The 26,971-nt window shown below is 72.7% G+C and carries 30 protein-coding genes; 13 read left to right on the top strand and 17 right to left on the bottom strand.

The genetic code is table 11. The annotated features are described in order from the left end of the window. Positions 1–37: 37 nt before the first annotated feature. The 3 genes from DAE25_RS19235 to DAE25_RS19225 form a co-directional block, all read right to left on the bottom strand. Positions 38–1,357 (bottom strand): calcium-binding protein, encoded by a 1,320-nt coding sequence (locus DAE25_RS19235; protein WP_107767751.1) that lies wholly within the window; start codon positions 1,355–1,357, stop codon positions 38–40. A gap of 108 nt (positions 1,358–1,465) precedes the next feature. After that, positions 1,466–2,728, bottom strand: a complete 1,263-nt coding sequence (locus DAE25_RS19230) for an AAA family ATPase (RefSeq protein WP_107767750.1) — start codon at positions 2,726–2,728, stop codon at positions 1,466–1,468. Between the two features lie 3 nt (positions 2,729–2,731). Then, positions 2,732–3,391 (bottom strand): hypothetical protein, encoded by a 660-nt coding sequence (locus tag DAE25_RS19225; RefSeq protein ID WP_159083844.1) that lies wholly within the window; start codon positions 3,389–3,391, stop codon positions 2,732–2,734. 99 nt (positions 3,392–3,490) lie between these two features. Here DAE25_RS19225 and DAE25_RS19220 point away from each other — a divergent pair, with 99 nt between their 5' ends. Next, positions 3,491–3,739: a helix-turn-helix domain-containing protein gene (locus tag DAE25_RS19220; protein WP_056886059.1), complete on the top strand. Its 249-nt coding sequence runs from the start codon at positions 3,491–3,493 to the stop codon at positions 3,737–3,739. Here the strand turns inward: DAE25_RS19220 and DAE25_RS19215 are convergent, their stop codons facing one another. From DAE25_RS19215 to sigE, 3 genes are read right to left on the bottom strand one after another with little or no spacing between them, the layout of a single operon-like run. Next, a complete protein-coding gene (locus DAE25_RS19215) occupies positions 3,740–5,305 on the bottom strand; it encodes a S1C family serine protease (protein WP_107767748.1) in 1,566 nt (521 codons plus the stop codon). Beyond that, positions 5,302–5,862 carry a zf-HC2 domain-containing protein gene (locus DAE25_RS19210; RefSeq protein ID WP_107767747.1) on the bottom strand — a complete coding sequence of 187 codons (561 nt, stop codon included), beginning with the start codon at positions 5,860–5,862 and terminating at the stop codon, positions 5,302–5,304. The genes DAE25_RS19215 and DAE25_RS19210 overlap by 4 nt, the downstream gene beginning before the upstream one ends. Further along, positions 5,859–6,464, bottom strand: a complete 606-nt coding sequence (gene sigE, locus DAE25_RS19205) for an RNA polymerase sigma factor SigE (RefSeq protein ID WP_234411151.1) — start codon at positions 6,462–6,464, stop codon at positions 5,859–5,861. The genes DAE25_RS19210 and sigE overlap by 4 nt, the downstream gene beginning before the upstream one ends. A 282-nt stretch (positions 6,465–6,746) precedes the next feature. Between sigE and DAE25_RS19200 the strand changes: the two genes are divergently transcribed. Further along, positions 6,747–7,397, top strand: a complete 651-nt coding sequence (locus DAE25_RS19200) for an O-methyltransferase (protein WP_107767745.1) — start codon at positions 6,747–6,749, stop codon at positions 7,395–7,397. A 42-nt stretch (positions 7,398–7,439) separates the two neighbouring features. Here the strand turns inward: DAE25_RS19200 and DAE25_RS19195 are convergent, their stop codons facing one another. From DAE25_RS19195 to DAE25_RS19185, 3 genes are read right to left on the bottom strand one after another with little or no spacing between them, the layout of a single operon-like run. Then, the gene (locus tag DAE25_RS19195; protein WP_107767744.1) at positions 7,440–7,778 is read right to left on the bottom strand and encodes a hypothetical protein; all 339 of its coding nucleotides are present in this window, start codon (positions 7,776–7,778) and stop codon (positions 7,440–7,442) included. Continuing rightward, entirely contained in the window at positions 7,775–9,310 is a 1,536-nt protein-coding gene (locus DAE25_RS19190) for a leucyl aminopeptidase family protein (RefSeq protein WP_234411150.1), read from the bottom strand. The genes DAE25_RS19195 and DAE25_RS19190 overlap by 4 nt, the downstream gene beginning before the upstream one ends. A gap of 2 nt (positions 9,311–9,312) precedes the next feature. Beyond that, positions 9,313–9,480, bottom strand: coding sequence for a DUF3117 domain-containing protein (locus DAE25_RS19185; RefSeq protein ID WP_082599809.1), 168 nt, complete (start codon positions 9,478–9,480; stop codon positions 9,313–9,315). Positions 9,481–9,630: 150 nt separating this feature from the next. Between DAE25_RS19185 and DAE25_RS19180 the strand changes: the two genes are divergently transcribed. Both DAE25_RS19180 and DAE25_RS19175 read left to right on the top strand, forming a co-directional pair. Next, positions 9,631–10,416: a PaaX family transcriptional regulator gene (locus DAE25_RS19180; protein WP_107767743.1), complete on the top strand. Its 786-nt coding sequence runs from the start codon at positions 9,631–9,633 to the stop codon at positions 10,414–10,416. Between the two features lie 17 nt (positions 10,417–10,433). Next, entirely contained in the window at positions 10,434–11,231 is a 798-nt protein-coding gene (locus DAE25_RS19175) for an enoyl-CoA hydratase/isomerase family protein (protein ID WP_107767742.1), read from the top strand. Between the two features lie 24 nt (positions 11,232–11,255). Here the strand turns inward: DAE25_RS19175 and DAE25_RS19170 are convergent, their stop codons facing one another. The 6 genes from DAE25_RS19170 to ileS all read right to left on the bottom strand — a co-directional run bounded on the left by DAE25_RS19170 (position 11,256) and on the right by ileS (position 17,918). Then, positions 11,256–12,047 (bottom strand): M14 family zinc carboxypeptidase, encoded by a 792-nt coding sequence (locus DAE25_RS19170; RefSeq protein WP_159083843.1) that lies wholly within the window; start codon positions 12,045–12,047, stop codon positions 11,256–11,258. Beyond that, on the bottom strand, positions 12,044–12,469 hold the full coding sequence (locus DAE25_RS19165) for a hypothetical protein (RefSeq protein WP_107767740.1): 426 nt from the start codon (positions 12,467–12,469) through the stop codon (positions 12,044–12,046). Before DAE25_RS19165 ends, DAE25_RS19170 begins: the two co-directional genes overlap by 4 nt. 14 nt (positions 12,470–12,483) lie before the next feature. Continuing rightward, a complete protein-coding gene (locus tag DAE25_RS19160) occupies positions 12,484–12,801 on the bottom strand; it encodes a DivIVA domain-containing protein (RefSeq protein WP_107767739.1) in 318 nt (105 codons plus the stop codon). 4 nt (positions 12,802–12,805) lie between these two features. Next, positions 12,806–13,561, bottom strand: coding sequence for an LOG family protein (locus DAE25_RS19155; protein ID WP_107767738.1), 756 nt, complete (start codon positions 13,559–13,561; stop codon positions 12,806–12,808). Next, a complete protein-coding gene (dapE, locus tag DAE25_RS19150) occupies positions 13,558–14,631 on the bottom strand; it encodes a succinyl-diaminopimelate desuccinylase (protein WP_107767737.1) in 1,074 nt (357 codons plus the stop codon). Before dapE ends, DAE25_RS19155 begins: the two co-directional genes overlap by 4 nt. An 80-nt stretch (positions 14,632–14,711) precedes the next feature. Further along, positions 14,712–17,918: an isoleucine--tRNA ligase gene (gene ileS, locus DAE25_RS19145; protein WP_107767736.1), complete on the bottom strand. Its 3,207-nt coding sequence runs from the start codon at positions 17,916–17,918 to the stop codon at positions 14,712–14,714. Positions 17,919–18,264: 346 nt separating this feature from the next. Here ileS and DAE25_RS19140 point away from each other — a divergent pair, with 346 nt between their 5' ends. From DAE25_RS19140 to DAE25_RS19115, 6 genes are all read left to right on the top strand, one after another. Then, complete coding sequence (locus DAE25_RS19140) at positions 18,265–18,675, top strand: hypothetical protein (protein ID WP_107767735.1); 411 nt, start codon at positions 18,265–18,267, stop codon at positions 18,673–18,675. Then, positions 18,675–18,872: a helix-turn-helix transcriptional regulator gene (locus DAE25_RS19135; RefSeq protein WP_107767734.1), complete on the top strand. Its 198-nt coding sequence runs from the start codon at positions 18,675–18,677 to the stop codon at positions 18,870–18,872. Before DAE25_RS19140 ends, DAE25_RS19135 begins: the two co-directional genes overlap by 1 nt. A 49-nt stretch (positions 18,873–18,921) precedes the next feature. Continuing rightward, positions 18,922–19,461 carry a DinB family protein gene (locus DAE25_RS19130; RefSeq protein WP_199907682.1) on the top strand — a complete coding sequence of 180 codons (540 nt, stop codon included), beginning with the start codon at positions 18,922–18,924 and terminating at the stop codon, positions 19,459–19,461. Positions 19,462–19,557: 96 nt separating this feature from the next. Next, positions 19,558–20,505, top strand: coding sequence for a 2,3,4,5-tetrahydropyridine-2,6-dicarboxylate N-succinyltransferase (gene dapD / locus DAE25_RS19125; protein WP_107767733.1), 948 nt, complete (start codon positions 19,558–19,560; stop codon positions 20,503–20,505). A gap of 16 nt (positions 20,506–20,521) precedes the next feature. Beyond that, positions 20,522–21,490: a hypothetical protein gene (locus DAE25_RS19120; RefSeq protein WP_107767732.1), complete on the top strand. Its 969-nt coding sequence runs from the start codon at positions 20,522–20,524 to the stop codon at positions 21,488–21,490. Between the two features lie 88 nt (positions 21,491–21,578). Continuing rightward, positions 21,579–22,118, top strand: coding sequence for a hypothetical protein (locus DAE25_RS19115; protein ID WP_107767731.1), 540 nt, complete (start codon positions 21,579–21,581; stop codon positions 22,116–22,118). 6 nt (positions 22,119–22,124) lie between these two features. Here DAE25_RS19115 and dapC read toward each other — a convergent pair whose 3' ends face one another. Beyond that, the gene (dapC, locus tag DAE25_RS19110; protein WP_234411149.1) at positions 22,125–23,252 is read right to left on the bottom strand and encodes a succinyldiaminopimelate transaminase; all 1,128 of its coding nucleotides are present in this window, start codon (positions 23,250–23,252) and stop codon (positions 22,125–22,127) included. Continuing rightward, positions 23,249–23,575, bottom strand: coding sequence for a ferredoxin (fdxA, locus tag DAE25_RS19105; RefSeq protein ID WP_056885930.1), 327 nt, complete (start codon positions 23,573–23,575; stop codon positions 23,249–23,251). Before fdxA ends, dapC begins: the two co-directional genes overlap by 4 nt. Positions 23,576–23,632: 57 nt before the next feature. Here fdxA and DAE25_RS19100 point away from each other — a divergent pair, with 57 nt between their 5' ends. The 3 genes from DAE25_RS19100 (at position 23,633) to DAE25_RS19090 (ending at position 26,957) form a co-directional block, all read left to right on the top strand. Next, positions 23,633–24,592 carry a GNAT family N-acetyltransferase gene (locus tag DAE25_RS19100; protein WP_107767730.1) on the top strand — a complete coding sequence of 320 codons (960 nt, stop codon included), beginning with the start codon at positions 23,633–23,635 and terminating at the stop codon, positions 24,590–24,592. Between the two features lie 219 nt (positions 24,593–24,811). Then, complete coding sequence (gene aspS / locus DAE25_RS19095; protein ID WP_107767729.1) at positions 24,812–26,134, top strand: aspartate--tRNA(Asn) ligase; 1,323 nt, start codon at positions 24,812–24,814, stop codon at positions 26,132–26,134. A 31-nt stretch (positions 26,135–26,165) separates the two neighbouring features. Beyond that, positions 26,166–26,957, top strand: a complete 792-nt coding sequence (locus DAE25_RS19090; RefSeq protein ID WP_107767728.1) for a hypothetical protein — start codon at positions 26,166–26,168, stop codon at positions 26,955–26,957. Positions 26,958–26,971: the final 14 nt, after the last annotated feature.

Below are 26,971 nucleotides of genomic sequence, written 5' to 3'. Positions count from 1 at the left end.
ACCGATCCCGTTCCCCACCCCGGAGGTCGTGGAGCGCTCAGCCCATCGCGGCGAGCCGACGAGCGGCGTACGACGCCGCCACCGGTGCGGCGGTCGGCTGCGCGACCGCGCGGGCGCTGACACCGGCCACCGGACCGTAGGGCCAGCCGGCGGGCAGGTGGGCGATCACGGTGATGGACTCGCACGTCTCGCGCTCCGCGCGGATCTTGTCGAGGGGGTCGATGCGACCGATGTAGATGACGCGGTCGTTCTTGCCCTCCGCGGCGGTGCCGATGTCGTCGTAGTCGTCGCAGTAGAACTCGTCGCGGACGCCGTCGTCGTAGAGGTAGATGGTGTCGCTGCCCTGCTCGGCGTAGACCTTGTCCGCACCGGGACCGACGAAGAACGTGTCGTCACCCTCGTCGCCCTTGATGTAGTGGTCGTTGCCGTCGCCGTCGATCATGACGTCGTTGCCGGGTCCGCCCTGAAGGGCGTGGTCGTCGCCGGTGCCGCCGTCGACGACGTCGTTGTCGGGTCCGCCGATGAGCTTGTCCCGACCGTCGGCGCCGCGGATCACGTCGTTGCCGGGGCCTCCGTTGATCTCCGGGGAGCGCTTGCCGTTGCCCTTGGACGTGGGGGCGATGCCGTCGTCCCCGAGGCCGCCGTCGAGGACGTCGTTGCCCGGCCCGCCGTTGATGTTCTCGGCACCGTCGCCGCCGGCGATGGAGTCGTCGCCCGAGGCACCGGCGAGGCGGTCGTCGCCCGCACCGCCGTCGATGGCGTCGTTGTCGCCGTTGCCGTCGATGAGGTCGTTGCCGTCGCCGCCGAGGATGGCGTCGTGACCGGTGCCGCCGTCGATGCGGTCACCCTCGGTGCCGCCGTCGATGGTGTCGTTGCCCGCCGCACCGACCAGCCAGTCGTTGCCCGCGCCGCCGACGAAGGAGTCGTCGCCGCCCTGGCCCTGCAGCTTGTCGTTGCCGACCTGTCCGACCAGGCCGTCGTTGCCGGGGCCGCCGACGACGTTGTCCACGCCGTCACCGCCGTCGAGCGCGTCGTTGCCGGTGCCACCCATGAGGAGGTCGCCGCCCCCGCCGCCGAGCAGGGTGTCGTGGCCGTCCTGGCCCCACAGCTTGTCGTTGGCGGAGCCGCCGTCGACCCAGTCGTCGTCCGGGCCGGCGTAGACGACGTCCTTGCCGCCCTTCGACGTCACGCGGTCGTTGCCGGTGAGCGCCTTGATGACGTCAGGCCGACCGGAGCCCTTGATCTGGTCGGCGGCCCGGGATGCGGTGTCCCGGGCTGCGACGGCGGGCGCCGCGGCGAGTCCGAGGCAAATGGCCAAACTTAGGGGCGCGCCGAAGCGCGCGAACATACTCTGCATGGGAGTACTCCAAAGAGGGGATGGATCCGGGGGGGATCCCAGTGTCACCTCTTGACGCCGTCTTGTCAGATCGTTGACAAAACTCCCGAGCGTGGAGCGTGATCCAGGTCATGCCGTGGACGAACGCCTCCAGCGTCTCCGCCCCGCTCGCCGGCTCCCGCCCACCGGGGGCGCGGACGCGGGGAACGTCGCGTCCGCCACGGCTGCGTAGTCACGCAGCAGGGCCGAGTCCCCCTCCTCCACCAGTGCGCGGCCCGAGACCAGGGCGCGGTCGGTGGCCGCACGGTCGTCGGGCAGGAAGTGGAGTCCGAGCACGCGGGAGAACCCCTCGACCATGCCGGCGATCTCCCGCTCCGACCACCCCAGGGTCGGGCGCATCCGGTTGACCACGACGCGCACGGGCGCCCCTCCGGTCCGGTCGCGCAGCTCGACCAGTCCGCGGGCCAGGCGGGACAGTCCCACCGGGTCGGCGGATCCGACCACGACCACCTCGTCGGCGAGGTCGAGGGCGGTGAGCGTCATCGCGTTGCGCGAGGGCCGCGAGCCGAAGTCCTGGCCGGGCTCGTCCTCCAGGCTGAAGCCCGTGTCGACCACCACGTCGCCGTGCTCGAGCGCGCACTCGAGGGCCTGCTGCAGCGCGGATCCCCGGACCTCGATCCAGCGGTCTGCCCTGGGGAGGCCGGTCACGACCCGCAGGTGGTCGCCGACTCCCCTGCAGGTGGACGCGAACCTCTCCCCGAGGTGCCCCGACCCCGCCAGCCGCGCGGCGGACAGGATGCCGGAGACCTCGTCGAGGATGCCGAGCTGCTGGGCCACCCCACCGCCGTACGGGTCGGCGTCCACCAGCACGGTGTCGCGATCCCGCCGGGCGAGGAGGGAGGCGAGGGTGACGGCCGTGGTCGTCCGCCCCGGGGCGCCGCCCGGCCCCCACACCACGACGAGCCGGTGGCCGGGGTCGGCATCGGGCGCCTCGGCGGGCGGGGGCGCCAGTGGATCGGCCCGGACCCGGGTGTCGGCGGCGTCCTCCACCGTGGCGACCGCCTCGGCCAGGCCCTCCGGGTCGTCGAAGGCGACCAGCACTCGTACGTCGATGCGCTGGGCGCGGGTGAGGACGTCCGGGTCGTCGGTGCGCGAGACCACGGCGACCGGACGCACGGCGTACCGGCGCAGGTGCGCGACCGCCGACGGGTCGAGGCCGGGAGCCTCGAGCCCGACCACCGCCACGTCGGCCTGGCCGCTGGTGGCCGTCGCCAGCAGGTCGTCGACGTCGACGCACCGCTTCAGCACGACGACGCCGTCCTGGCCGTCGAGGCGGGCGAGCGCCGCGGACTCCCACGCGGCACCCGAGGCCATCATCAGCACGCAGATCATGGCTCAGCCCTGCCCGAGGACCCGGACGCGCTGCTCCTCGCTCGCGGCGAGGAGCTCCGCCAGCGCCTCGGACTCGTCGCGTGGGATGCCGAGCACCAGCTGGCGCCCGACGCCGACCGAGCCGAGCGACTCACCGGCCGCCGGCGCGTCGATGACGACGACGTCGCTGAGCACCGGTCCGGACAGCTCGCTGCGCCGCGCGGCCTCCCCGGGGACCACCCACAGCTCGACGACCGACCCGGTCGCGATGCCGCTCGGCACCAGCTCGCTGGGGAAGGACAGCGACAGGCTCACGGTGTCGCCCTCCTCCGGCGACCCCAGCGCCGCACCGGGGACCAGCTCGCCCTCACCGAGCCCGCGCACCAGCTGGAGCCCGTCGGGCAGCGGGTCGTCGGTCGCGAGGTAGCGGTCGAGATCGGCGGTGTCCTCGAACCGCACCGACGTGGCCACCAGGTCCTCGGCGGAGAGGCGGTCGCCCGGCGCCAGGTCGACGGCCGCCGCCCAGACGGTCACGCTCCGGTCCGCACCGTCGAGCAGGCGTGCACCCGCGACGACGGACACGGCGACGAGGGCGACCCCCACCCACAGGCGGGGATCGCGCCAGCCGGGCGGCTGGGCGCGGGTGGCGGCGGGCACGTCGGGAGCGGTGTGGGTCCGAGACACGCACTGCATCATGTCCACCCGGACGCGATCGCACACCTGCTCGTCCACAGGCACCGGGTCGTCGTACCCCTCGGGCACGGAGTTTGGCACCATGGCCCCATGCCGGACTCCCCCCGCTTCCTCACCCTGGCCGACGTGGCCGAGGTGCTCAACACGTCGAGCGCCCAGGTCTACGCGCTGGTCCGCCGGGGGGACCTGCCCGCCATCAAGATCGGCGGGCGCGGGCAGTGGCGCGTCGAGGGTGCGGAGCTGGAGCGGTTCATCGAGCGGATGTACGCCGAGACCAAGACGTTCGTCTCCGACCACCCGTTCGTGGAGAGCGACGCCGGTCGCGGCGACGCCGACTGATCAGCCGACCTCGCCGTCGAGGGTGACCTCGACGGTGCGCTCCTCGCCGTCACGACGGACGGTGAACTCGATGGTGTCGCCCGGCTGGTGGGTGCGGATCGCCACGATCAGGGCGATGCCGTCGGTGACCGGGGCGCCGTCGACCCGGATGACGACGTCGTCCTCCAGCAGGCCGGCGTCCTGCGCGGGGGTGCCGTCGTTGACCTGCGTGATGAGTGCACCCTCGGAGTCGCCGCCGCCGGTGCGCACCTGCGCTCCGATGACCGGGTAGCGCGCCTCCCCGGTGGCCAGGATCTGGTCGGCCGTCGTGCGGACCTGCTCGATCGGGATGGCGAAGCCGACCCCGATGTTGCCCGACGACTCGCCCGTGAGGCTGCCACCCGTGGTCGCGATGGCGGAGTTGACGCCCACGACCTCGCCGGCGAGGTTGACCAGCGGTCCGCCGGAGTTGCCGGGGTTGATGGCCGCGTCCGTCTGGACCGCGTTGATGTACGACGACTCGTTGTCGGAGTCGCCGGTGGTCACCGGCCGGTTGAGTGCGCTGACGATGCCCGACGTGACGGTCTGGCTGAGGCCCAGGGGGGAGCCGAAGGCGACGACCGGGTCGCCGACGTTGAGCACGGAGGACGCGCCGAGAGCGGCCGGGACGAGGCCCTCGACCTCGTCCACCTGGAGGATCGCGAGGTCGTAGACGGGGCTGCGCCCGACCACGGTCGCGTCGTGGCGGGTGCCCTCCGAGTCGACGACCCGGATCGTTCCGTCGTCCTCGGCGGCCGAGGCGACCACGTGGTTGTTGGTCACGATGTGGCCCTGGCGGTCGAGCACGAAGCCCGACCCGGTGGCACCGCCGTCCTCACCGCCGAAGGCCGCGATGATCTGGACGGTGCTCGGCAGCAAGGCCTGGGCGACGGCAGGCACCGAGCCGTTGTCGGCGTCGAGCGGGGCGGAGTCCCGCGTCTGGACGGCGTCGAGCCCGCCCTCGAACCGACCGTTGTCGTCGCCGAGGCGGTCGAAGCCCAGGGCGCCGAGGAACCCGCCGAGCAGGCCCACGACGAGGGCGAGGAAGGCGACGGCCGGCCAGGTCCAGCGCGACACCCGACGACGGCCGTCCGTGGGCTGCACCGTGGGCTGCACCGGCATCGGGGCCGTGGCGGGCTCCCCGGTGAAGAACCCTCCGAACGGTCGCTCGGACGAGGAGGGGGCGGTGCCGCCCGGTCCCCACGACTGCTGCGGGATCGGGGACAGCGGGGCCGGCCCCTGGCGAGGCGGCGCGGTCGGGTCGGTCGACGCGGTCGGGTCGGTAGGGGCGCCCGCGGGAGGGGGCCCGAAGGGCGAGGCGGGCGGAGGGACCTGCGGGCCCGGGACGGGCGTGGCCTCCGGAGCAGCTGCCGGCGCCTGGGTGGGCGGCGTCCAGCCGGGGATCGGCTGGGTCGGCTCCCCGGCGTCACCGTCTGTGTTGACGTCGGCGTCGCCGTTGCCCGCACCGTGCCCGGTGTCGGACAGCGGGTCGGGCTGCGGGTCGGGTTGGGCAGGCAGGCGGTGGTCCGGGTGCTCCTGGTCGCTCACGGGGCCATTGTCCCCCGCGCGCCCAGCCCGTCGAGCAGGTGGCGCACGGAGCGGGCCTGTCCGGACTCCTGGCCGGACTTCTCGCCGGCGGACCGCGAGGCCGACACCTGGGTCGGCGCGGGGGTGCGCGGGCGGCGTACGGGGCGGCTCTGCGGATCGACGTTGGAGGTCGTCACCGGGCGGTTCAGGTCGCTGACCGGGGCGCGGCGCTCGACCTGCGGGGAGCCGGCGGCGCCCAGCGCGAGCACGCCGACGACCGCGGCACCGGCCGCGCCGCCGCCGATCAGGGCGAGCCCGCGGTGCCGCGGCCGGGACGTGGTCGGGAACGCCTCCGGGCGCAGCGCCGACGTCGGGCACAGCAGCGAGTCCTTGAGCCGGTCCGGCGCACCCCCGCAGTCGAAGGAGAGGCCAGCCAGCTGGGTCTTGACCCACCCCTCACGCTCCACGAGGTCACGGCAGGGGTGGCAGGTGTGCACGTGCTCCCACAGGCGCTCCTCCTCGGCGGCCGGCAACCGGCCGTCGAGCAGCGCGCTCACGCGGGAACCCAGGTGGCTCACCGGGCGACCTCGTCGGCCAGCGCCGGGCCGGCGTACCGCTCCCGACCCTCGACGGGCGCGCGGTGCGCCAGGGCGCGGCGCAGCATGGCGCGACCGCGGTGGATGCGTGAGCGCACGGTGCCCAGCTTGGCGTCCATGATCTCGGCGATCTCCTCGTAGGTGAGGCCCTCCACGTCGCACAGCACCACGGCGGCGCGGAAGTCGGGCGGCAGGGTGGCGAGCGCGCTCTCGATGTCGTCGTCGAAGGTCTGGTCGGCGTACGCCGCGTCGGGCGCCGGCGACGCGCTCTGGAGCCGCGCCGCGCGCTCGTCGGAGAGCGCGTCGAAGCGGATCCGCTGCTTGCGGCGGGCGCCGTCGAGGAAGAGGTTGGTGGTGATGCGGTGCAGCCAGCCCTCGAAGGTGCCGGGCGTGTAGGAGTCCAGGGAGCGGAAGACCCGGACGAAGACCTCCTGCGTCAGGTCCTCGGCGTCGGGCCGGTTGCCGGTGAGGCGGTAGGCGAGGCGGAAGACGCGGTCGGAGTGCTGCTCGACGACCTCGTCCCAGGTGGGCACGGCGCCGACGTGCGCGGGACCGGAGTCCGTGGTGTCGGTGGAGTGGTCCACGGCTGCCCCCTGCTGGGTGGTGTGGCGCTTGAACAGTGCTCTGGCCTTCCTCAACCTAGGGAGCGGTCCTGAGAGAACCCTGTGAGCCGGCCCCCGCCTTGCTGGGAATCGGCCGGTACACCTCGACAACGGAGGAGCGGGGCCCGGTGTTCCCTGAGACCGACCGCGAGCGTCTGCGGCCCACCCGTGCTGCCGGGTGGTGGGACGGCTGGTGCGCGATAGAGTCGCCGCACTCGATGCACGCGGCCCGGCTGCCGTGCGTGTCCGACCCAGGAGGCCACCATCACCACCCCGATCAAGCCCGCGAGCTGGACCTACGCCGAGGCGTTCGTCGCCGAGGACGAGGTCCTCGCGTCCGCCCGTTCCCGCGCCGAGGAGGTCGGGGTCGTCCCCGTCAGCCCGGGCGCCGGCGCCGCGCTGCGCTTCCTGGCCTCCGTCCTCGACGCCCGCGCGGTGGTCGAGATCGGCACCGGCACCGGGGTGTCGGGCCTCTGGCTGCTGCGCGGCATGCGTGCCGACGGCGTCCTCACCACGGTCGACATCGAGGCCGAGCACCAGCGGCTGGCCAAGGAGACTTTCGGCGAGGCCGGTGTCCCGGCCAACCGGGCGCGCACCATCGCCGGCGCCGGGCTCGACGTCCTGCCACGTCTCACCGACGGCCACTACGACATGGTCTTCTGCGACGGCGACAAGCGCGAGTACGCCGAGTACCTCAGCGAGGCGCTGCGGCTGCTGCGCCCCGGTGGCGTGGTGGCCTTCGACAACGCGCTGTGGCACGACAAGGTGGCCGACCCGGCGCAGCGCGACGAGGAGACCGTGGCGATCCGCGACCTCGGCCGCTCCATCGCCGACAACGACTCGCTCGTGTCGGTGCTGCTGCCCGTCGGCGACGGGCTGGTCTGCGCCAAGAAGATCTGGTCCCCGGAGGCCTGAGGCCGACGCGCGACCTGCGGCCCGTCCGGGTCGGCAGGTCGCTCAGGCGCGCGACGCGGCGCTGAAGCCGTCCCAGCCCTCCGCGATCGCGACGATGTCGCACTCCTCGACGAGGATCGGTGGGCTGCCGATGATCTGCGAGCCGGGCGCCTCCGCTGCACCCTCGACGAACGCGCGCTGGAAGTCAGCCCGCGCCTCGTCGGAGCCGAAGACGTAGGACCCCTCGAACCACTCGCCGCGGCGCATCCGCCACGTCTTGAAGGCCAGCCCGGCCATGCCCGTGAAGCGTGCGTGCGAGGTCTCCGCGACGTACGACGCTAGCGCGTCCTCGACCCCCTCGGGGGCGTCGACGAGCGACCAGCGCACCGTGAGGCCCCTCATCGCCCGACGCCCTCGAGCGGGGACTCCGACCCCAGCCAGGTGAGCAGCAGGCGCGGGCCGAAGCCGGTCGGGCCGGCGGTCCACTCGTAGCGGTCGGCAGGCGCCTCGGCGATCGAGGCGAAGTCGATGTGGGCCCACGGCACGTCGCCGGTGAAGTGCTGCAGGTAGAGGGCGGCCGTGATGGCCCCGGCCCCGCCGGCGGCGTTGTCACCGTCGGCGATCTTCGAGCTGACCTTGTCCTCGTAGTCGGCCACCAGCGGCATCCGCCACAGCAGCTCTCCGGAGGTCGTGGCGGCCTCGGCGAGCAGGCCGGACAGGACCTCGTCGTTGGCGAAGTAGCCGCCGGTCCCCTGGCCGAGCGCGACCTTCATGGCGCCGGTCAGGGTGGCGATGTCGACGAGGACGTCGGGGCGCACCTCGGCCACGGCGTACGCCATGGCGTCGGCCATGACCAGGCGGCCCTCGGCGTCGGTGTTGTTGACCTCGCTGGTGCGCCCGCCGTAGTGCGTCACCACGTCACCGGGGCGCATCGCGGACCCGCTGATGGAGTTCTCGGCGGCGGGCACCAGGCCCACCACCCGCACCGGGCATCCGACGTCGCGCAGCGCGGCCATGGTGGCCAGCACCGCGGCGCCGCCGGACATGTCGCGCTTCATCGAGAGCATGCTCTCGGCCGGCTTGATGTCGAGGCCGCCGCTGTCGAAGGTGATGCCCTTGCCGACCAGCGCCACGGTCGGCGTGCCCTTGCCCGCACCGGGCGGCGTGTAGTCGAGGCGGATCAGCCGGGGCGGCGACGCGGAGCCGCCGCCGACGGCGAGGATGCCGCCGAAGCCGCCGGTCGCCAGCGCCTTCTCGTCCCAGACGGTGACCTCGAGGCCGGCCTCGGCGGCGAACTCCTCGGCCTGCTCGGCGAGCCAGGCGGGGTTCTTGAGGTTGGCCGGCACGGTGGCCAGCATCCGGGAGCGCCACCCGGCGCCACCGAGAGCGATGGCACGGGCGAGCTCGTCGTCGTACGCCCCGTCGTGGTCGTCGACGCCCGCGAGGACGATGCGACCGACGGGCTTCTCGGCCGGACCGGTCGAGCGCCAGTGGAAGGCGAAGGAGCCGAGGGCAGCACCGACCACGAACGCCCCCAGCGCACCCTCGGGCGCGATGGCGGTGATGGAGGTGACGACGCTGGCGCGGTCCTTGGTGGCCCGGGCGACGGTGGCGCCGGCCCGTCGGAAGTCGGTGACGGTCTGCTCGCCCAGCCCGACCAGCAGGACCATCGCGACCGCGTCGGACACGACGGGGACCGTGGTCACCTCACCGGTGCGGCCGGTGGCGCGGGCGGACTCGAGGAGCCCCAGGAGGTCGACCCCGAGCAGCTCGGACGCCTCGTCCGCGCCGGGACCGAGGATGACGTCGCCGTCCTCCCCGGGGAGCACCGGGAAGGCCCAGACCTCCGCGCCGCCGATCTGGTGCGGCAACGCCGGGCTGAGGGCGAACTCCGGGGGCGAGACCTGGGAAGGGAGCTGGGGGGTCGGGGCCACGATCAGCCGACGACGTCCTTGAGGGCGTCCCCGAGGGCACCCGCCTCGTCGGCGTTGAGCTCGACCACCAGGCGTCCACCGCCCTCGAGCGGGACGCGCATCACGATGCCACGACCTTCCTTCGTGACCTCGAGCGGTCCGTCCCCAGTCCTGGGCTTCATGGCGGCCATCGGCGCAACCCTCTTCCTGATTCAGCTCAGTGGGCCGCGTGGCTCCACATGCGAAATCGAGGCGGCATGCCACCTCGACGAAGTCGTTCTACATCCATTATCCCCCATGTCGCAGGTGATGGGCACCACAGGGGCTGGCAGACTCCGACCATGCACGCGAGGTCCGCCCTGTTCGACGTCTACGGCGACCACCTGCGCACCCGCGGACACCGGGCAGCGGTGGCCGACCTGGTGCGTCTCCTCGCGCCCATCGGGATCGCCGCTCCTGCGGTCCGCACCGCCATCTCGCGGATGGTGTCGCAGGGCTGGCTCGAGCCGGCCACCGTGGAGGGCCACCGCGGGTACGCCGCGACCCCCCAGGCGATCCGCCGGCTCGAGGAGGCGTCCGAGCGCATCTACCGCCGCCGCGACACGCGGTGGGACGGCTGCTGGCAGCTGTTGTTCCTGGACCCCTTCCCCTCCCGGACCGTGCGGGCGGCCGTGCTGCGGGACCTGCCCTACCTCGGGTACGCCGAGCTGGACGACCGCGTCTGGGTGAGCCCGTGGGTGCGGGCCGAGCTGGGCGAGACCCTCGCCCGGGCCGGCGCCGGCGCCACGACCGCGCGGGCGACCGACTTCGACCCGCCGGACTCTCCGGTCCGGGCCTGGAACATCGAGGCCATCGGGGCGGAGTACGCCGCGTGGCTCGACGACGCCGCCGCCTCGGTCCAGGCGCACCTCGCCGCCCACGACGACCCCCAGGAGGCGGCCTTCGCGGCCCGCTTCCACCTGGTCCACGAGTGGCGCAAGTTCCTCTTCACCGACCCGGGGCTGCCCCGCGAGCTGCTGCCCGACGACTGGGCCGGTCGCCGGGCGACCGACTACTTCCGCCGCGAGGCCGGCCGGCTGGCGTCCGCCTCCGAGGCGTTCGTGGCCCGCACGCTCACCCCCGCCTGATCGGGCAGACTGCGGCCATGACCTCGACCGATCCTGTCCTCCTCGACGTCGACGCCGGCGTCGCCACGATCACCCTCAACCGTCCCGACGCCATGAACGGCCTCGACGTGGCGACCAAGGACCTGCTGCTCGAGCGCGTGCAGCAGGTGGCCGCGGACCCGGAGGTGCGCTGCGTCGTGCTCACCGGCAGCGGCCGGGCGTTCTGCGTCGGCCAGGACCTCAAGGAGCACCTCGCCGGGCTGCGCGGCGACACCAGCGTGCCGCTGTCCGACACCGTGGAGAAGCACTACAACCCCACCGTGCTGGCCCTGGCCACGATGGCCAAGCCGGTGGTCGCGGCCGTCAACGGCGTCGCGGCCGGCGCCGGTGCGAGCCTGGCCTTCGCCGCCGACTTCCGGGTGCTGGCGGACTCGGCCGCCTTCAACACGTCCTTCGCCGGGGTCGCGCTCTCGTGCGACACCGGGGCGAGCTGGACGCTGCCACGCCTCGTGGGCCGGGGCAGGGCCATGGAGCTGCTCTACTTCCCGCGCACGGTCCCGGCCACCGAGGCCCTCGAGCTCGGGCTGGCCACCCACGTCGTGCCTGCCGACGAGCTCGCCGCCACGGTGCGTGAGCTGGCGGTCCGGCTCGCGGCCGGTCCCACCGTCGCCTTCGGGTCCATCCGCCAGGCGGTCGAGCACTCCTCGTCGCACTCCTTCGCGGAGTCGCTGGCCTTCGAGGCGGAGAAGATGGCCCTCACCGGCGGCACCGAGGACCACCTCGCCGCCGTCGACGCCTTCATGGCGAAGGAGAAGCCCACCTTCCACGGCCGCTGACCGGGCGGGTGGTGCTTCCCGGGATCACCGACGGGCGCCGAGGACCCCCAGCAGCTGGCGCGGCGCCTCGACGACCATCCGGTGCCGGGGCGGGCGGGCGGCGTACTCGATGGTGAGCGCGGCGCCGGCGAAGCGGGCGTTGTACCAGCTCGTCATGGTGCCGTGGCACAGGCCGCCGCAGTCTAGGGTGGTCGTCGGGAGCCGCAGTGCCCGCGCGAGCCGGCGGGCGAAGCGCGCGTCCTTGGTGTCGGTGTCGACGCCGTTGAGCGGCTGGTGGAAGCTCAGCACCCGGCGAGGACGGACCTGCCGCAGGAACCCCATCACCGCACGGGTCTCCGGCTCGCTCGCCGGCCGCGGTCCCGACTCGTAGTTGCCGTCGAGGTCGGCCCAGTCGTGGGGGAAGTTGCGGTTGAGGTCGACGCCCCGGGCGTTGCGCCGGGTGCGCTGGGCGAGGCCGTCGGGGTTGACGACGGGCACGACCCACAGGTCGATCCCCCGGACCGGCCGGCCGTCGCGCAGGCTGGTCAGGATCTGCCGGGTGTGGGGCTCGTTGCCGTGCATCGTCGAGAGCAGCACGACCCGGCGCTTGCCGGGCTCACCGAGCCGCCACGCGTGCAGCGGCCGACCGCGCACCGAGCGACCGATGACGCGGTGCTCGACGACCGCCGGGCGGCGGTCGGTGGGGGCGTACGCCGACGCGGCGTGGGGTGACGAGGTGGTCGTCGCCGCCGGGCCGACCGACGCCGGCGCCGCGGGCGCGCCGACCAGCACCGCCGTCAGGAGTCCGCCCACGACGAGCGGGACGAGGCGCCTCACACCGCGGAGGTGAGGTAGGCGTAGGTGAAGACACTGACCCCGACGAAGAGGCCGACGTGGGCCAGGATCGAGAGGCCGGGGCCCTTGCTCCAGCCGTCGGTCGCCCGGTCGTCCGCGTGACGGCCCCGGGTGGGCAGCCACCGGGTCAGGATGAGCAGCCCGGCGATCACGGTCAGCCAGAAGAAGCCGAGGGCGACGATCCCGACGACGGAGCCACCGAGGAACGAGTCCTCGGGGAAGGCCAGGAAGAGCACCCAGAGCAGCAGCGCGATCGTGCCCGCGACGGTGTGGACCAGCAGCAGACGCTCACTGATCTGGAACTGGCCGGCGACGGCATCGCCCCTGGCCAGCCGCAGCCGGGTCAACACCACGACCACCGCCGCCAGCGGGGTGAGGATGTAGACGAGGATCTCGGTGGACATCCGCGCAGTGTGCCCTAGGTCGGGTCGCCGTCGCCACGCGTGGGACGCGCGGCGGGGTCCTCGGCAGGTGCACCTGCGGGACCGGCCGCCTGCTCGTCCAGCTGGGTGGCGAGGCGCTCGAGCAGCGCGTCCACCTCGGACATCCGGTAGCCGCGCAGCCCCAGCGAGAAGCGCACCCCGCGCACGTCGTCGCTGGACAGCGGACCGTCCGCCGGGATGCGTACGTCGGGGCGGTCGTCGTACGCCTCCGGCAGCGAGCCGCCGCGCCCGGACGCCACGACCGCGACCCCGCCCATGGCGAGCACGATCAGGATGGCGAAGAACCAGGTCATCGGGTCACTCCGGCCGCTCGGGGGTGGGGGTGGGGACCCGGTCCGCGCGGGCGGCGACCATCATCGCCACGGCCTCGTCCACGTCGTCGGTCAGCGTGATCATGTCGAGGTCGGCGGCGTTGATCTTGCCCTCGGCCAGCACCGTGTCGCGCAGCCACGCGAGCAGGCCGCTCCAGTAGTCGACCCCCATCAGGACGACGGGGAACGACGTGACCTTCTGGGTCTGGACGAGGGTCAGCGCCTCGAAGAGCTCGTCGAAGGTGCCGAGCCCCCCGGGCAGCACGACGAAGCCCTGGGCGTACTTGACGAACATCGTCTTGCGGGCGAAGAAGTAGCGGAAGTTGATGCCCTTGTCGACCCACTGGTTGAGGCCGGCCTCGAAGGGCAGCTCGATGCCGAGGCCGACGCTCGCGCCCCCGGCCTCGCTGGCCCCCTTGTTGGCGGCCTCCATCGCTCCGGGCCCACCGCCGGTGATGACCGCGAAGCCCTCCTCGACGAGCCTGCGTCCGACCTGCTCGGCGATGCCGTAATCGGGCGCGTCCTGCCGGGTGCGCGCGGACCCGAAGACCCCGATCGCGGGGCCGATCTCGGCCAGCGCGCCGAAGCCCTCGACGAACTCCGCCTGGATCCGCATCACGCGCCACGGATCGGTGTGCACCCAGTCGGCGGAGCCGCGCGAGTCCAGCAGCCGCTGGTCGGTGGTGCCCTCCTCGACCTGGCCGCGACGCTCGAGGATCGGCCCCTTGAAACGGTCCTTCATGCCTGCACGCCCCCGTCGCCGAGCCACGCGCGCAGGACGCGCTCGCACCGCTCGATGTGCTCGACCGGGACGTGCTCGTCCTGCTTGTGGGCGAACATCGGGTCGCCCGGGCCGAAGTTCACGGCCGGCACTCCGAGCTTGGTGAACTGGGCGACGTCCGTCCAGCCGAACTTCGGCGCGACCCGCCCGCCGACGGCCTCGACGAAGGCCTTCGCCGCGGGCCGGTCGAGGCCCGGCATCGCGCCGGCCGCCATGTCGGTGACGGTGACCTCGTAGCCCTCGAAGAAGTCCCGGACGAACGCCTCCGCGTCCTGCTCGCTGCGGTCCGGCGCGAAGCGGAAGTTGACCTCGACGACGCACTCGTCGGGGATCACGTTGCCGGCAACGCCGCCGCGGATGCCGGTCGCGTTGAGCCCCTCGTGGTACTCCAGCCCGTCGATGACGGGCTGGCGGGCGACGTAGTCGTTGAGCCGCGCCAGGATGGGCGCCGCCTGGTGGATCGCGTTGACGCCCTTCCAGCTGCGCGCCGAGTGGGACCGCTCCCCCGTGGTGCGGACGTCGACGCGCATCGTGCCCTGGCACCCGGCCTCGACGGCGGCGTTGCTCGGCTCCATGAGGATCGCGAAGTCGGCCTCCAGCAGGCCGGGGTCGCTCTCGGTGAGCTTGCGCAGCCCGTTGTGGACCGAGTCGACCTCCTCGGCCTCGTAGAAGATGAAGGTGAGGTCGCGGTCGGGCTCGGTGAGGTCGGCGGCAAGCTTGAGCATCACCGCGTCGCCACCCTTCATGTCGCAGGTGCCGAGCCCGTGGAGGATGCCGCCCTCGAGGCGCGAGGGCAGGTTGTCGTTGAGCGGGACCGTGTCGAGGTGGCCGGCGATGACCACCCGCTCGCCGCGACCGAGCTCGGTGCGCGCGACCAGCGTGTGGCCGCGCCGGGTCACCGTGAGGTGCGGGAGGGCACGCAGCGCCGCTTCGACGGCGTCGGCGATCTCCTGCTCGTGGTGGCTCACCGACTCGATGTCGACGAGCTGATGGGTCAGGGTCACGACGTCGGCCGAGAGGTCAAGTGGCATGGGGCCGATTCAACCAGCCGGGCTCCGAAGGCGGTGCGAGAGCCACGCCCCCGGAGCATCGGGATGTCTGCCGGGACGGGTCAGCGCCCGGCGACCTCGACGGAGACGGCGACGTCGGCCGCGTCGGCGTACGCCACGCTCGTGGCCAGCGTCTCCTCGGCGAGCAGGCCCTCGTGGGTGCGGGCGGCGGCCAGCACGTCGGCCGGCCCCGACACCGACAGCGCGATCCGGTCGCTGACCTGGAGCCCGGCGTCCTTGCGCGCCTGCTGGACGGCCCGGACCAGGTCGCGGGCGGTGCCCTCGGCCTGCAGCTCGGGCGTGACCGCCGTGTCCAGCACGACGAAGCCGCCGCGCGGCAGCATGCCCACCGCGGTGGAGTCGTCGGCCGTGCCGGCCACCGTCTCGAGGGAGTACTCCCCCTCGACGAGGGCGAGCCCGCCGGACGTCACGGTGCCGTCCTCGGCCACCGACCAGTCGCCCGTCTTGGAGCCCTTGATCGCGTGCTGGACGTCCTTGCCGAGCCGGGGACCGGCGGCGCGGGCGTTGACCGTCAGCCTCTGGGACACGCCGTACGACGCCGCCTCGGGCGCGTCGGGCGCCAGCAGGTCCACGGCCTTGAGGTTGAGCTCGTCGGACACGAGGGACTCGAAGCCGGACAGGTCGGCCTCGGCCACGACCGTCAGCCGCGAGAGCGGGAGCCGGTTGCGCAGGTTGGCGGCCTTGCGCAGGGCGGAGCCGGCCGAGCAGACGTCGCGGACGGTGTCCATGGACGCCACCAGCGCCTCGTCGGCGGGCAGGTCGTCGACCGACGGCCAGTCGGTGAGGTGCACCGACCGCTCGCCGGTCAGGCCGCGCCAGACCTCCTCGGTGGTCAGCGGCATCAGCGGCGCGGTGACCCGGCAGACCACCTCGAGCACCGTGTAGAGGGTGTCGAAGGCGTCGGCGTTGTTGCCCCAGAAGCGGTCGCGCGAGCGGCGGATGTACCAGTTGGTCAGCACGTCGAGGAACGACCGCGTCGAGTCGCACGCGTTGGCGACCTCGTAGTTGTCGAGCTGGTGGGTCATCGCGCCGACGTACTCACGCAGCTTGGCCAGGATGTAGCGGTCCATCGGGTCGCTGCTGTCGGTGCGCCACCGGGCGTCGTGGTCGCTCGCGTTGGCGTAGAGGCTGAAGAAGTACCAGCTGTTCCACAGCGGGATGAGCACCTGGCGCACCGAGTCGCGGATGCCCTGCTCGGTGACGACGAGGTTGCCGCCGCGCAGGATCGGGCTGGACATGAGGAACCAGCGCATCGCGTCGGCGCCGTCGCGGTCGAAGACCTCGCGCACATCGGGGTAGTTGCGCAGCGACTTGGACATCTTCTGCCCGTCGTTGCCGAGCACGATGCCGTGGCTGAGGCAGGTCTCGAACGCGGGACGGTCGAAGATCGCGCCGGCCAGGACGTGCATCGTGTAGAACCAGCCGCGGGTCTGGCCGATGTACTCGACGATGAAGTCGCCCGGGAAGTGGTGCTCGAACCAGTCCTTGTTGTCGAACGGGTAGTGCACCTGCGCGAACGACATCGAGCCCGAGTCGAACCACACGTCGAGCACGTCGGTGACGCGGCGCATCGTGGACTTCCCGGTCGGGTCGTCCGGGTTGGGGCGCGTCAGCTCGTCGACGAAGGGGCGGTGCAGGTCGGCCTCGCCGTCGGCGTTGCGCGGCAGCGTGCCGAAGTCGCGCTCGATCTCCTCGAAGGAGCCGTAGACGTCGAGGCGCGGGTACTCCTCGGAGTCGGACTTCCACACCGGCACCGGGCTGCCCCAGAAGCGGTTTCGGGTGATCGACCAGTCGCGGGCGTTCTCCAGCCACTTGCCGAAGCTGCCGTCCTTGATGTGCTCGGGCACCCAGCGGATCTGCTGGTTGAGCTCCATCAGGCGGTTCTTCACCGCGGTCACCTCGACGAACCACGACGAGACCCCCTTGTAGATCAGGGGCTCGCGGCAGCGCCAGCAGTGCGGGTAGGAGTGGTCGTAGGTCTCGCGGCGCAGCAGCACGGTGCCGGGCGTGACCGAGCCGCCGGGCTCGCCGCGGGTCACGGACTTGAGGTCGTCCATGATCGGCAGGTTGGCGTCGAAGACGAGCATCCCCTCGTACTCCGCCACCGGGAACGTGAAGCGGCCGTCCTTGCCGACGGGCATGACCGGCTCGATGCCCTCGCGGTCGGTGACCACCTTGTCGTCCTCACCGAAGGCCCCGGCGGTGTGCACCAGCCCGGTGCCGTCCGTCGTGGTGACGAACTCGGCGGCCACGAGGCGGAAGGCCCGCTCGTGGCCGAGGTAGTAGGAGAACGGCGGGGTGTAGGAGCGACCCACCAGGTCGGCGCCCCGGTGGCGGCCGACGACGTGCGGGTCCTCGCCGAGCTCACGCGAGTACGCCGCGAGGCGCGACTCGGCGATGAGGTAGCGGGCCGTGGTCTCGGTGCCGGGGACGGCGGCCTCGACGACGACGTACTCGATGTCCTCGCCGACCATGACGGCGAGGTTGGAGGGCAGGGTCCACGGGGTCGTCGTCCAGACGAGGGCGAGCACGCCGGCGAGCTCGTCGTCCTCGCCCTGCGGGTCGAGGCGGACGCCGACGGTCACGGCGGGGTCCTGGCGGACCTGGTAGACCTCGTCGTCCATGCGCAGCTCGTGGTTGGAGAGCGGGGTCTCGTCGTTCCAGCAGTAGGGCAGCACCCGGAAGCCCTCGTAGACGAGGCCCTTGTCGTGGAGCTGCTTGAAGGCCCACATCACCGACTCCATGAACTCGGGGTTCATGGTCTTGTAGTCGTTGTCGAAGTCGACCCAGCGAGCCTGGCGGGTGACGTAGTCGCGCCAGTCGCCGGTGTACTTGAGGACCGACTCGCGGCAGGCCGCGTTGAACTTCTCGATGCCGAGCTCGTGGATCTCGTCGGTGGTCTTGAGGCCGAGCTGGCGCATCGCCTCGAGCTCGGCGGGCAGGCCGTGGGTGTCCCAGCCGAAACGACGCTCGACCCGCTTGCCGCGCATCGTCTGGTAGCGCGGGATGAGGTCCTTGACGTAGCCGGTGAGCAGGTGGCCGTAGTGCGGCAGGCCGTTGGCGAAGGGCGGGCCGTCGTAGAAGACGAACTCGTTGCTGCCGTCGGTGCCGGCGTCGCGCTGCTCGACGCTCGCGGTGAACGTGTCGTCGGACTCCCAGTAGGCCAGCACAGCCTCCTCGATCGCCGGGAACGTCGGCGCGCTCGCAACTCGGGTGGCGTCCGTGTGGCTGACCTTGGGGTACGTCATGGCTCTCTCTCGTCTCGCGGGCTGAGGACGGACGAAGTCCGGTCCTGACACCACGAGGACGATCTGACGACCGCGGTACCACCTCGCTTGCGCCGCCTCCCGGCGGTGCCGCTCGTTGCCGGCTGTGACGGGCCACCCGTCCGGTTCTAGTGGGCGAGTCGCTGGCGCGCGACGGCCGTTCTTCCGGAGGCTCGCCGCTGATGACGGCTCAGACGCCTGTGCCGAGATCGTACGGCGCGGGGCGCAGCGCGGGCGAATCAGTTGCACCGCTGTCAAAGAAACTTGACATGTGCGGCCGGACCGCGTTTGCTCATGTCAAAGAAGTCATACACCACGGGGAGAGTTCATGAACACCACCGATTCCACTCGCACCACCACCCGGTGGGTCATCGCCGTCGTCGCCGGACTGGTGGGTGCCACCCTCGTCGGCGCCGTCGCCGCGTGGGCCCGCACCGACGCCTCGGACGCCGTGACGTTCACGGTGTTCGCCGCAATGAGCCTGCCGTTCGTCGTGGCGCTGGTCGCGATCGCGCTGGACCGTACGCCGTACCCGGAGCGTGACGAGGACTCCATCGAGTCGCAGTGGACGACGCGGGCGAGCAGCAGCGCGTTCTACGACACGATGATCGCGATGGGGTTGGCCACCTTCGCCACCTCGGTCCTGGACACCGCCGCCGTACCCGTCTGGGTCTTCCTGGTCCTGGGCCTGGCGGACATGAGCACCCGCCTGGTCGTCCTCCAACGGCGGGAGGGCTGATGGACAACCGGCTCCGGGTGCTCCGCGAGGACGCCGGCCTGTCACAGGCCGAGTGTGCCGACGCGCTCGGGGTGTCGCGGCAGACGGTGATCTCCATCGAGAAGGGCCACTTCGACCCGCGGCTGTCGCTGGCCTTCCGGATCGGCCGGCTCTTCTCGGTGTCGGTCGACGACGTGTTCGTCCCGGACGGGGACTGAGAGCGCAACCGCGTTGCCACCTCCCGCTCCCGCGCGGTTGGGTGGACCCATGACGGAGATCGGCTTCAACGGCATGTGGCTCCCCCAGGACCAGGACCCGCGGATGGGCGACACCCCCAGTCGGGGTGAGCGCGCCGTCCTGGTGGAGTACCTCGAGCACTACCGCGCGACCCTGGAGCTCAAGTGCGAGGGGCTCACGCCCGCGCAGCTGGGCACCCGATCGGTCCCGCCGTCGCGGATGTCGCTGCTCGGCATGGTCCGGCACTTCGCGCGCGTCGAGCAGTCGTGGTTCCGCCGGATCATCGAGGGGCAGCACGACCTCGAGCGCCACTTCCAGGAGGAGGACGGCGGCTTCGAGCTCGGGGAGGCCACCCAGGAGCTGGTGGACGCGTCGTTCGCGCTGCTGCGCGAGGAGGTCGCCCACTCCCGCGAGGTGCTTGAGCGCACCGACCTCGACACCATCGTCGACGTGCACGGCGACCAGGTCGAGGTGCGCGACGTGGTCGTGCACATGATCGAGGAGTACGCCCGGCACTGCGGCCACGCGGACCTGCTGCGGGAGTGCCTGGACGGCAGGACCGGTCAGTAGAGACGGCAGGACCGGCCCGTACGTCGGGCGGGACCGGCCCGTACGTCGGGCGGGACCGGTCGGCGGCCCTCCCGACCACTCCGTAGGCTTGCCGCCGTGACTGACTCCGCCGCCCGTTCCGCCTGGGGCCACGGCCTGGTGACCCTGGACTCCGCCGACCACGTCCTCGACGTGTGGTTCCCCTCCCCCGCCCTCGGTGCCCGGGACGGCCAGGACGTCCCCGACGCCCTCGTCGCGCTCGCGGGTCCCGACGACGCGCGCGGCGTACGCCGGGAGCTCCGGGTCGTGGAGATCGCCGACCTCGACGCCGCCCCCGCGTCCACCGAGGACGTCTGGCTGCGACTGCACCTCCTCTCCAGCCGCCTCGTCCGCCCCCACGAGATCTCCATGGACGGCGTCTTCGGGCTGCTCACCAACGTCGTGTGGACCAGCGCCGGCCCGTGCGCGGTCGAGGGCTTCGAGCTCACCCGCGCCCGCCTGCAGCGCGGCGGCCAGCACGTGACCGTGCACGGCGTCGACAAGTTCCCCCGGATGGTGGACTACGTCCTGCCCAGCGGTGTCCGCATCGCCGACGCCGACCGGGTGCGCCTCGGCGCGCACCTCGCCAGCGGCACCACCGTCATGCACGAGGGCTTCGTCAACTTCAACGCCGGCACCCTCGGCGCCTCCATGGTCGAGGGCCGCATCTCGGCCGGCGTGCTCGTCGGCGACGGCTCCGACATCGGCGGCGGCGCCTCGATCATGGGCACCCTGTCCGGCGGCGGCAAGGAGACCATCTCGATCGGCGAGCGCTGCCTGCTCGGCGCGAACGCCGGCATCGGGATCTCGCTCGGCGACGACTGCGTCGTCGAGGCCGGCTGCTACGTCACCGCCGGCACCAAGGTCACGCTGCCCGCCGAGGACGGCAAGGTCGTCAAGGCGCTCGAGCTCTCCGGCGCCAGCAACGTGCTCTTCCGTCGCAACTCGGTCAGCGGCGCCATCGAGGCCGTGGCGTGGAAGCGCGAGGGCATCGCCCTCAACAGCGCGCTCCACGCCAACGACTAGTCGCGGTGGCCCGACCGTGACGCGGCTCGGCAAGGTCGTCGTCGGTGGCCTGGTCGCGGTCCTCGTCTTCGTCGGCGTCGGCTTCCTGGTCGACCGCGAGGGCGGCACGCCCTTCTTCGACTCGCACGGATGCACGGCGGAGGTCGACGGTCTCGTCGTCGACCTGACCCTCGAGCAGGCGGAGAACGCCGCCCTGATCACCGCCATCGCCATGCAGCGCGGCCTGCCGGCACGCGCGGCGAGCATCGCGCTGGCGACGGCCTACCAGGAGTCGGAGATCCTCAACATCGAGCACGGCGACCGGGACTCGGTGGGCCTCTTCCAGCAGCGGCCGTCCCAGGGCTGGGGCACGGTCGAGCAGATCCTGGACCCCGTCTACTCCGCCAACGCCTTCTACGACGGCCTGGTCGAGGTCGAGGGCTACGAGGCGATGGAGATCACCGTGGCCGCTCAGGCGGTGCAGCGCTCCGCCTACCCCGACGCCTACGCGGACCACGAGGCCGACGGGCGGGCGCTCGCGTCGGCACTCACCGGCAACCACGAGGCCGCCTTCTGGTGCGACACCCCCGGTGACGCCGAGGAGGCCAGCGACCGCCTGGACGAGGCCGGGCTCGTGGCCCGCGCGGCCACGGTGCGCGAGGAGCTCGAGTCGGTCTTCGGTCCGCTCTCCCTCGGCGGCTTCCAGCCCGGTGGCGTCTCCTCGGGCCACATGGACGGGTCGGCGCACTACGAGGGCCGCGCGGTCGACATCTTCTTCCGGCCGGTCAACGCGGCCAACCAGGAGCGGGGCTGGGCCATGGCGCACTACCTCGTCGCACAGGCGGACCGGTTGTCGATCAACACGATCATCTTCGACGACCGCATCTGGCGGGCCGGCTCGCGCAGCGGCAGTGGCTGGACCGACTACGACGTCCCGTCCTCCTCCCGCGGTGACCGGGCCATCCTCGAGCACCGCGACCACGTCCACGTCGACGTCGCCGACTGACGGTGGCGGTCTGATCCACCCTCCACACATTGGGTATGTGACCGCAGAAGCCGAGGGTGTGGCGTCGACCCCGACCTAGTTTCCCGGCATGCGGACCTCCACGATCTACACCATCGGTACGGCGCTCACGCGGGCGCAGGGCTCGGACGTCGGCGTCGACGTCCTCGTCGCCGGCTCCTGGCTCCACGGCCGCGTGAGCGCGGTCGACGGGCACGGACTCGTGCTCCACGGGGACGACGACGTGTTGTCGGTCCTCCGGATGGACAGCATCAGCGCCGTCCAGGTGCGACAGGCTGCGGCGTTCGAGGCGCACGGCGAGGTGGAGGCCGCCCCCCACGAGGCGACCGTGCACCCGATGCCGTCCGCCGGCAGCGCACCCCACTGGGCTCAGCCGGAGGCGGCCCGGGGACAGCGACCCGCAGCGAGCGTCGGCGAGCCGTTGCCGACGTACGACGGGGGGCCGATCGTGGTGCCCGGCCCGCGGGCCGCGACCACCCCTCCCCGTGCGGCCGTGCGCCCCACCGTCGGGCCCATCGTGGCCCCCTCGGCGGTCCCCGACTCCGGGCTCCACACCAAGCTGCGCTCCTGCCGCGAGACCCTCGGCGCCGACGAGGCCCCGGCCTCCTAGGGCTGCTCAGCCCGTGAGGACCGCGAGACGGGCCACGGCGGCGTCGATCCGCTCGTCGGTCGCCGTGAAGGCGACCCGGACGTGCCGGCGTCCGGCCCGTCCGTAGAACTCACCCGGCGCGACCAGGATCCCCTGGTCGGCGAGGGTCGACACGGTCTCCCAGCAGTCCTCGTCGCGGGTGCTCCAGAGGTAGAGCGACGCCTCGGAGTGCTCGATGCGGAATCCCGCCGACTGCAGCGCCTCCCGCAACGTGGCACGGCGCGCGGCGTACCGGGCGTGCTGCTCGACCACGTGGACGTCGTCGTCGAGGGCGGCGACCATCGCGCGCTGCTGCGGGCCCGGCATCTGCAGGCCGAGGTTCTTGCGGACGGCGAGCAGCTCGCCCACCAGGGCAGGGTCGCCGGCGACGAACGCACAGCGGTAACCCGCGAGGTTGGAGCGCTTGGAGAGGGAGTGGACGGCGAGGATCCCCTCGTGGCTGTCGCCGCAGACGTCGGGGTGCAGCACCGAGACCGGGCCGCCGTCCGACGCAGCGTCCCAAGCCATTTCTATGTAGCACTCGTCGGACACCAGGATCGTGCCGCGCTGGCGGCACCAGTCCACGACCTTGCGGAGGTGCTCGACGGGCAGCACACGACCGGTCGGGTTGGAGGGGCTGTTGAGCCACAGCAGCCGTGGCACCTCCGGACCGAGCGAGGTCAGCGAGTCGGTCGCGACCGCGCGGGCACCCGCGAGCGCCGCGCCCACCTCGTACGTCGGGTAGGCCAGCTCGGGGTAGACGATGAGGTCGCCCGCGCCGATGCCGAGGTGGATCGGCATCGAGCCGATCAGCTCCTTGGAGCCGATGACCGGCAGCACGGCGTCAAGGCCGAGGCCGGTGACCCCGAAGCGCCGCCCGAGCCAGTCGATCGCCGCCTGGCGCGTCGACTCGAGCCCGATCGTCGTGGGGTAACCCGGGGAGTCGGCGGCGTCGACGAGCGCGCGCTGCACGACCGCGGGGGTCGGGTCCACGGGCGTGCCGACGGACAGGTCGACGATGCCGTCAGGGTGCGACCGCGCGCGGGCGGCGTGCTCCGTGAGCTTGTCCCACGGGAAGTCGGGGAGCCGGGACGACACCCGTCCCGGCGTCGTCACTCGTCGTGCTCCTGCGGAGGCAGCGCGGCGACGAGCGGGTGGTCCTTGTCGATCTCGCCCATCTTGGCGGCGCCACCGGGAGAGCCGAGGTCGTCGAAGAACTGGACGTTGGCGTCGTAGTACTGCTTCCACTCCTCCGGGGTGTCGTCCTCGTAGAAGATCGCCTCCACCGGGCACACGGGCTCGCAGGCACCGCAGTCCACGCACTCGTCCGGGTGGATGTAGAGCATGCGCTTGCCCTCGTAGATGCAGTCGACGGGACACTCGTCGACGCACGCGCGGTCCTTGAGGTCGACGCACGGCTGGGCGATGACGTAGGTCACCGGAACCTCCTGGAGGCAAGGGGGTGAAGCGGAACGGGACCACTCTAATATCCCGACATGCCCCCGACGCCGGAACCCCACGCCGTGGGCAGGCACCTGCTCGGGCCGCACGTCGTCGGCCAGCGTGTGGTGGTCCGGCACGTCGTCCGCGGAGAGACCGGACCGACCGGTGGACCGGCCCTCAACGACGTCCTCGGCGTCTGCCTCTCGTGGCGCGACGGAGTCGTCGTCATCGACTCCGACCGGGGGCCGGTGGAGGTGCCGGTCGCCGACATCGTCTCCGGCAAGCCGGTCCCACCGCGCCCCTCGGTGCGGCACCGCGACTCCCCTCGCAGCGTCGAGCTGCACACCCACGTGCTGTGGCCCGACCTCGTCGCCGAGCCGCTCGGCGAGTGGGTGCTGCGCTGCGCCCCGGCGTACGACGGACGGCTGCGGCGCCGGGCCAACTCGACGCTCGCGATGGGCGACCCCGGGCGACCGCTCGCGGAGGCCTCCGCGACCGTTCAGGCGTGGCACCGCGAGCGGGATCGCGACCCGATGGTGATGGCCGTCGCCGGGTCGGATATCGAGGCGGGCCTGCTCGACCTCGGCTGGCGCGACCTCGGCAGCGGATCGGCGCACTGTCAGGTGGCCGGGGTCGCGAAGGCGCTGCGGACAAGTAACGCGGTGTCAGTCGGACGGGACACGGCGTCGATGCCTCGTTCCGACCGACTAACACCGCGTTACTTGTCTGAGGCCGTCGGGCGCGTGGTGGTCGAGCTCGGGGACGGTACGGCGACGGGTCGCGCCACCCTCGACGACGACTGGGTGGTCCTCGACGCGATCTCGGTGGCGCCCGACCAGCGTCGGCAGGGGCTGGCCACCCGGGTGGTGGCGGAGCTCCTCGACTGGGCCGCCTCGCAGGGCGCGCGCACCGCGATGCTGCAGGTGGAGACCGACAACCCGGGGGCCGGCCGGCTCTACGAACGGCTGGGGTTCGTCACCCACCACACCTACCGCTACCTGGTGACCGACTGACGGTGCGATCAATCGATGTGCGCCGGGGGCCGCCTCGCGCCTAGCATTCGGCTCGACGACCACGGGACCTGACATCTCCCCTGCACCCCGGCAGCGCAGTGGCCGTCCGCGCGTCCGGCGTCACCGACGAGAGGCCGGGGTCGACCCGGCAAAGGTGTGGTGGCACCGCGACCTAGCCCCCGCCCACACCTCCAGGGCCCAGTCCACCTGGAGGTCGTCATGAGATCGCTCTGCACATCACTGCCCACCCTCGCGCCCGGTTCCCCGGTGACGCTCGAGGGGTGGGTCCACCGCCGTCGCGAGCTGGCCAGGGTCACGTTCCTGGTCGTCCGCGACCGCAGCGGCCTGGCCCAGGTCGTGCTGCCGGCCGGGACCGTCGTACCGCCCGAGGAGACGACCGTCCGGGTGACCGGCACGGCGACCGCCAACGCCCAGGCGCCCGGCGGCGTCGAGGTGACCGACGCGGTCGTCGAGGCCCTCACCGAGCCGGCCGAGACTCCCCCGGCCGAGCTGTGGCGCCCGCAGCTCGACGTCCAGCTACCCACCCTGCTCGACCACGCGCCGGTGCTGTGGCGCCACCCCGCGCAGCGCGCCCGCTGGGAGCTGGCGGCGGCGTCGCTGCGCGGCTTCCGGGCCAGCCTCGACGGGCTCGGGTTCACCGAGGTGACCACGCCCAAGTTCGTGGAGTCCGCGACCGAGTCGGGGGCCAACGTCTTCGCGGTGGACTACTTCGGCCGTCCGGCCTACCTCGCCCAGAGCCCGCAGTTCTACAAGCAGCAGCTGGTGGGCGTCTTCGAGCGCGTCTACGAGGTCGGCCCGGTCTTCCGCGCCGAGCCGCACGACACGGTGCGCCACCTCGCGGAGTACCGCTCCCTCGACGTCGAGCTCGGCTTCGTCCGCGACCACCGCGACGTGCTCGCGATGCTCCGCGAGGTGCTGGCCGGGATGGTGTCGGGCATCGAGACGTACGCCGCCGCGGCGGTCGGGCGGACCGGGGCGCGGGTGCCCGAGGTGCCGGCCGAGATCCCGGTGATCCACTTCGCCGAGGCGCTCGCGCTCGTCGGTGCGCCCGAGGACGAGCCGGACCTCGCGCCCGAGCACGAGCGCGCGCTCGGCGCGTGGGCGCTGGAGGAGCACGGGTCCGACTTCCTGGCGGTCGAGGGCTACCCGATGGCCAAGCGGCCGTTCTACACGCACCCGTGGACGGGGAGCGGTTTCGAGGCTCGCTCCGCTCGCACCTCAACCGACGAGGGCGCAGTCGACCCCCGGTGGTCCAACAGCTTCGACCTGCTCTTCCGCGGGCTCGAGCTGGTGACCGGTGGTCAGCGGCTGCACCGGCCGAGCGACTACGACGCGGCCATTCGGGCGCGCGGCGAGGACCCGGCCGACTACGCGGCGTACCTCCAGGCCTTCCGGCACGGGATGCCGCCGCACGGCGGGTTCGCGATCGGCCTGGAGCGCTGGGTGAGCCGGCTGGTCGAGGCGACCAACGTCCGCGAGGTCACGCTCTTCCCGCGCGACCTGCACCGCCTCACGCCCTGACGGCTGGCGCGTCCCCTGTTGAATGGGGCGCATGAGCACAGCCACCACCACCGACCGGGCCCGCCAGGTCGTCGTCACGCTCGCAGAGGTCTTCTGCATCGTGGGGACCCTGGTGGGCACCGGCGTCATCGGCACCCGCGTCGCCGAGTCGTCGGGCGGAGCGCTCGCGGCCGACGCCACCCTGCTGGCGCCGCTCGGGCCGGCGTTCTCGATCTGGTCGGTCGTGTACGCCGGCCTCGCGGCGTACACGATCTGGCAGTGGCTGCCGTCGGTCGCCGCCTCCCCCCGCGCCCGCGCCACGGGGTGGCTGGCGGCGGCCTCGATGGCCCTCAACGCCGCCTGGCTGCTGGTCACCCAGCAGGGCTGGCTGTGGACGAGCGTGGCCGTGATCGTCGCCCTCGTGCTCGTGCTCGGGGTGCTGGTGCAGCGCCTCACCGACCTCGGCGCCCCCGCGACGCTCGCGGACCGGGTGGTCGTGGACGGGACCTTCGGTCTCTACCTCGGCTGGGTGGCCGTGGCGGTCTGCGCCAACGTCACCGCGACCCTCGTCGAGCAGGGCGTCACCCCGTCCTCGCCGGTGGCCGACGCCATCGCCGTCGCGGTGCTCGTGGTGGTGGTCGGCGTCGCCGCCGTGGTGCTCGCCCGTACCGGTCGCCGGTGGACCTTCGCCGCCGCGGCCGCGTGGGGACTGTCCTGGATCGCGGTCGGTCGGCTCACCGACAGCCCGGAGTCGGTGGTCGTCGGGGCGGCCGCGGTCGTCGCGGCCCTCGCCGTCCTGGCGCTCGCCGCGCGGGCGCGCCCGGTCGGCGCCGTCAGCGCCTGACCGCGATCCGTCGT

The sequence above is a fragment of the Nocardioides terrigena genome (genome assembly GCF_003047265.1).
Taxonomy (GTDB): Bacteria; Actinomycetota; Actinomycetes; order Propionibacteriales; family Nocardioidaceae; genus Nocardioides; species Nocardioides terrigena.
Note: the sequence above shows the minus strand (reverse complement) of the source record. Positions and strands in the feature narration are given on the sequence as shown.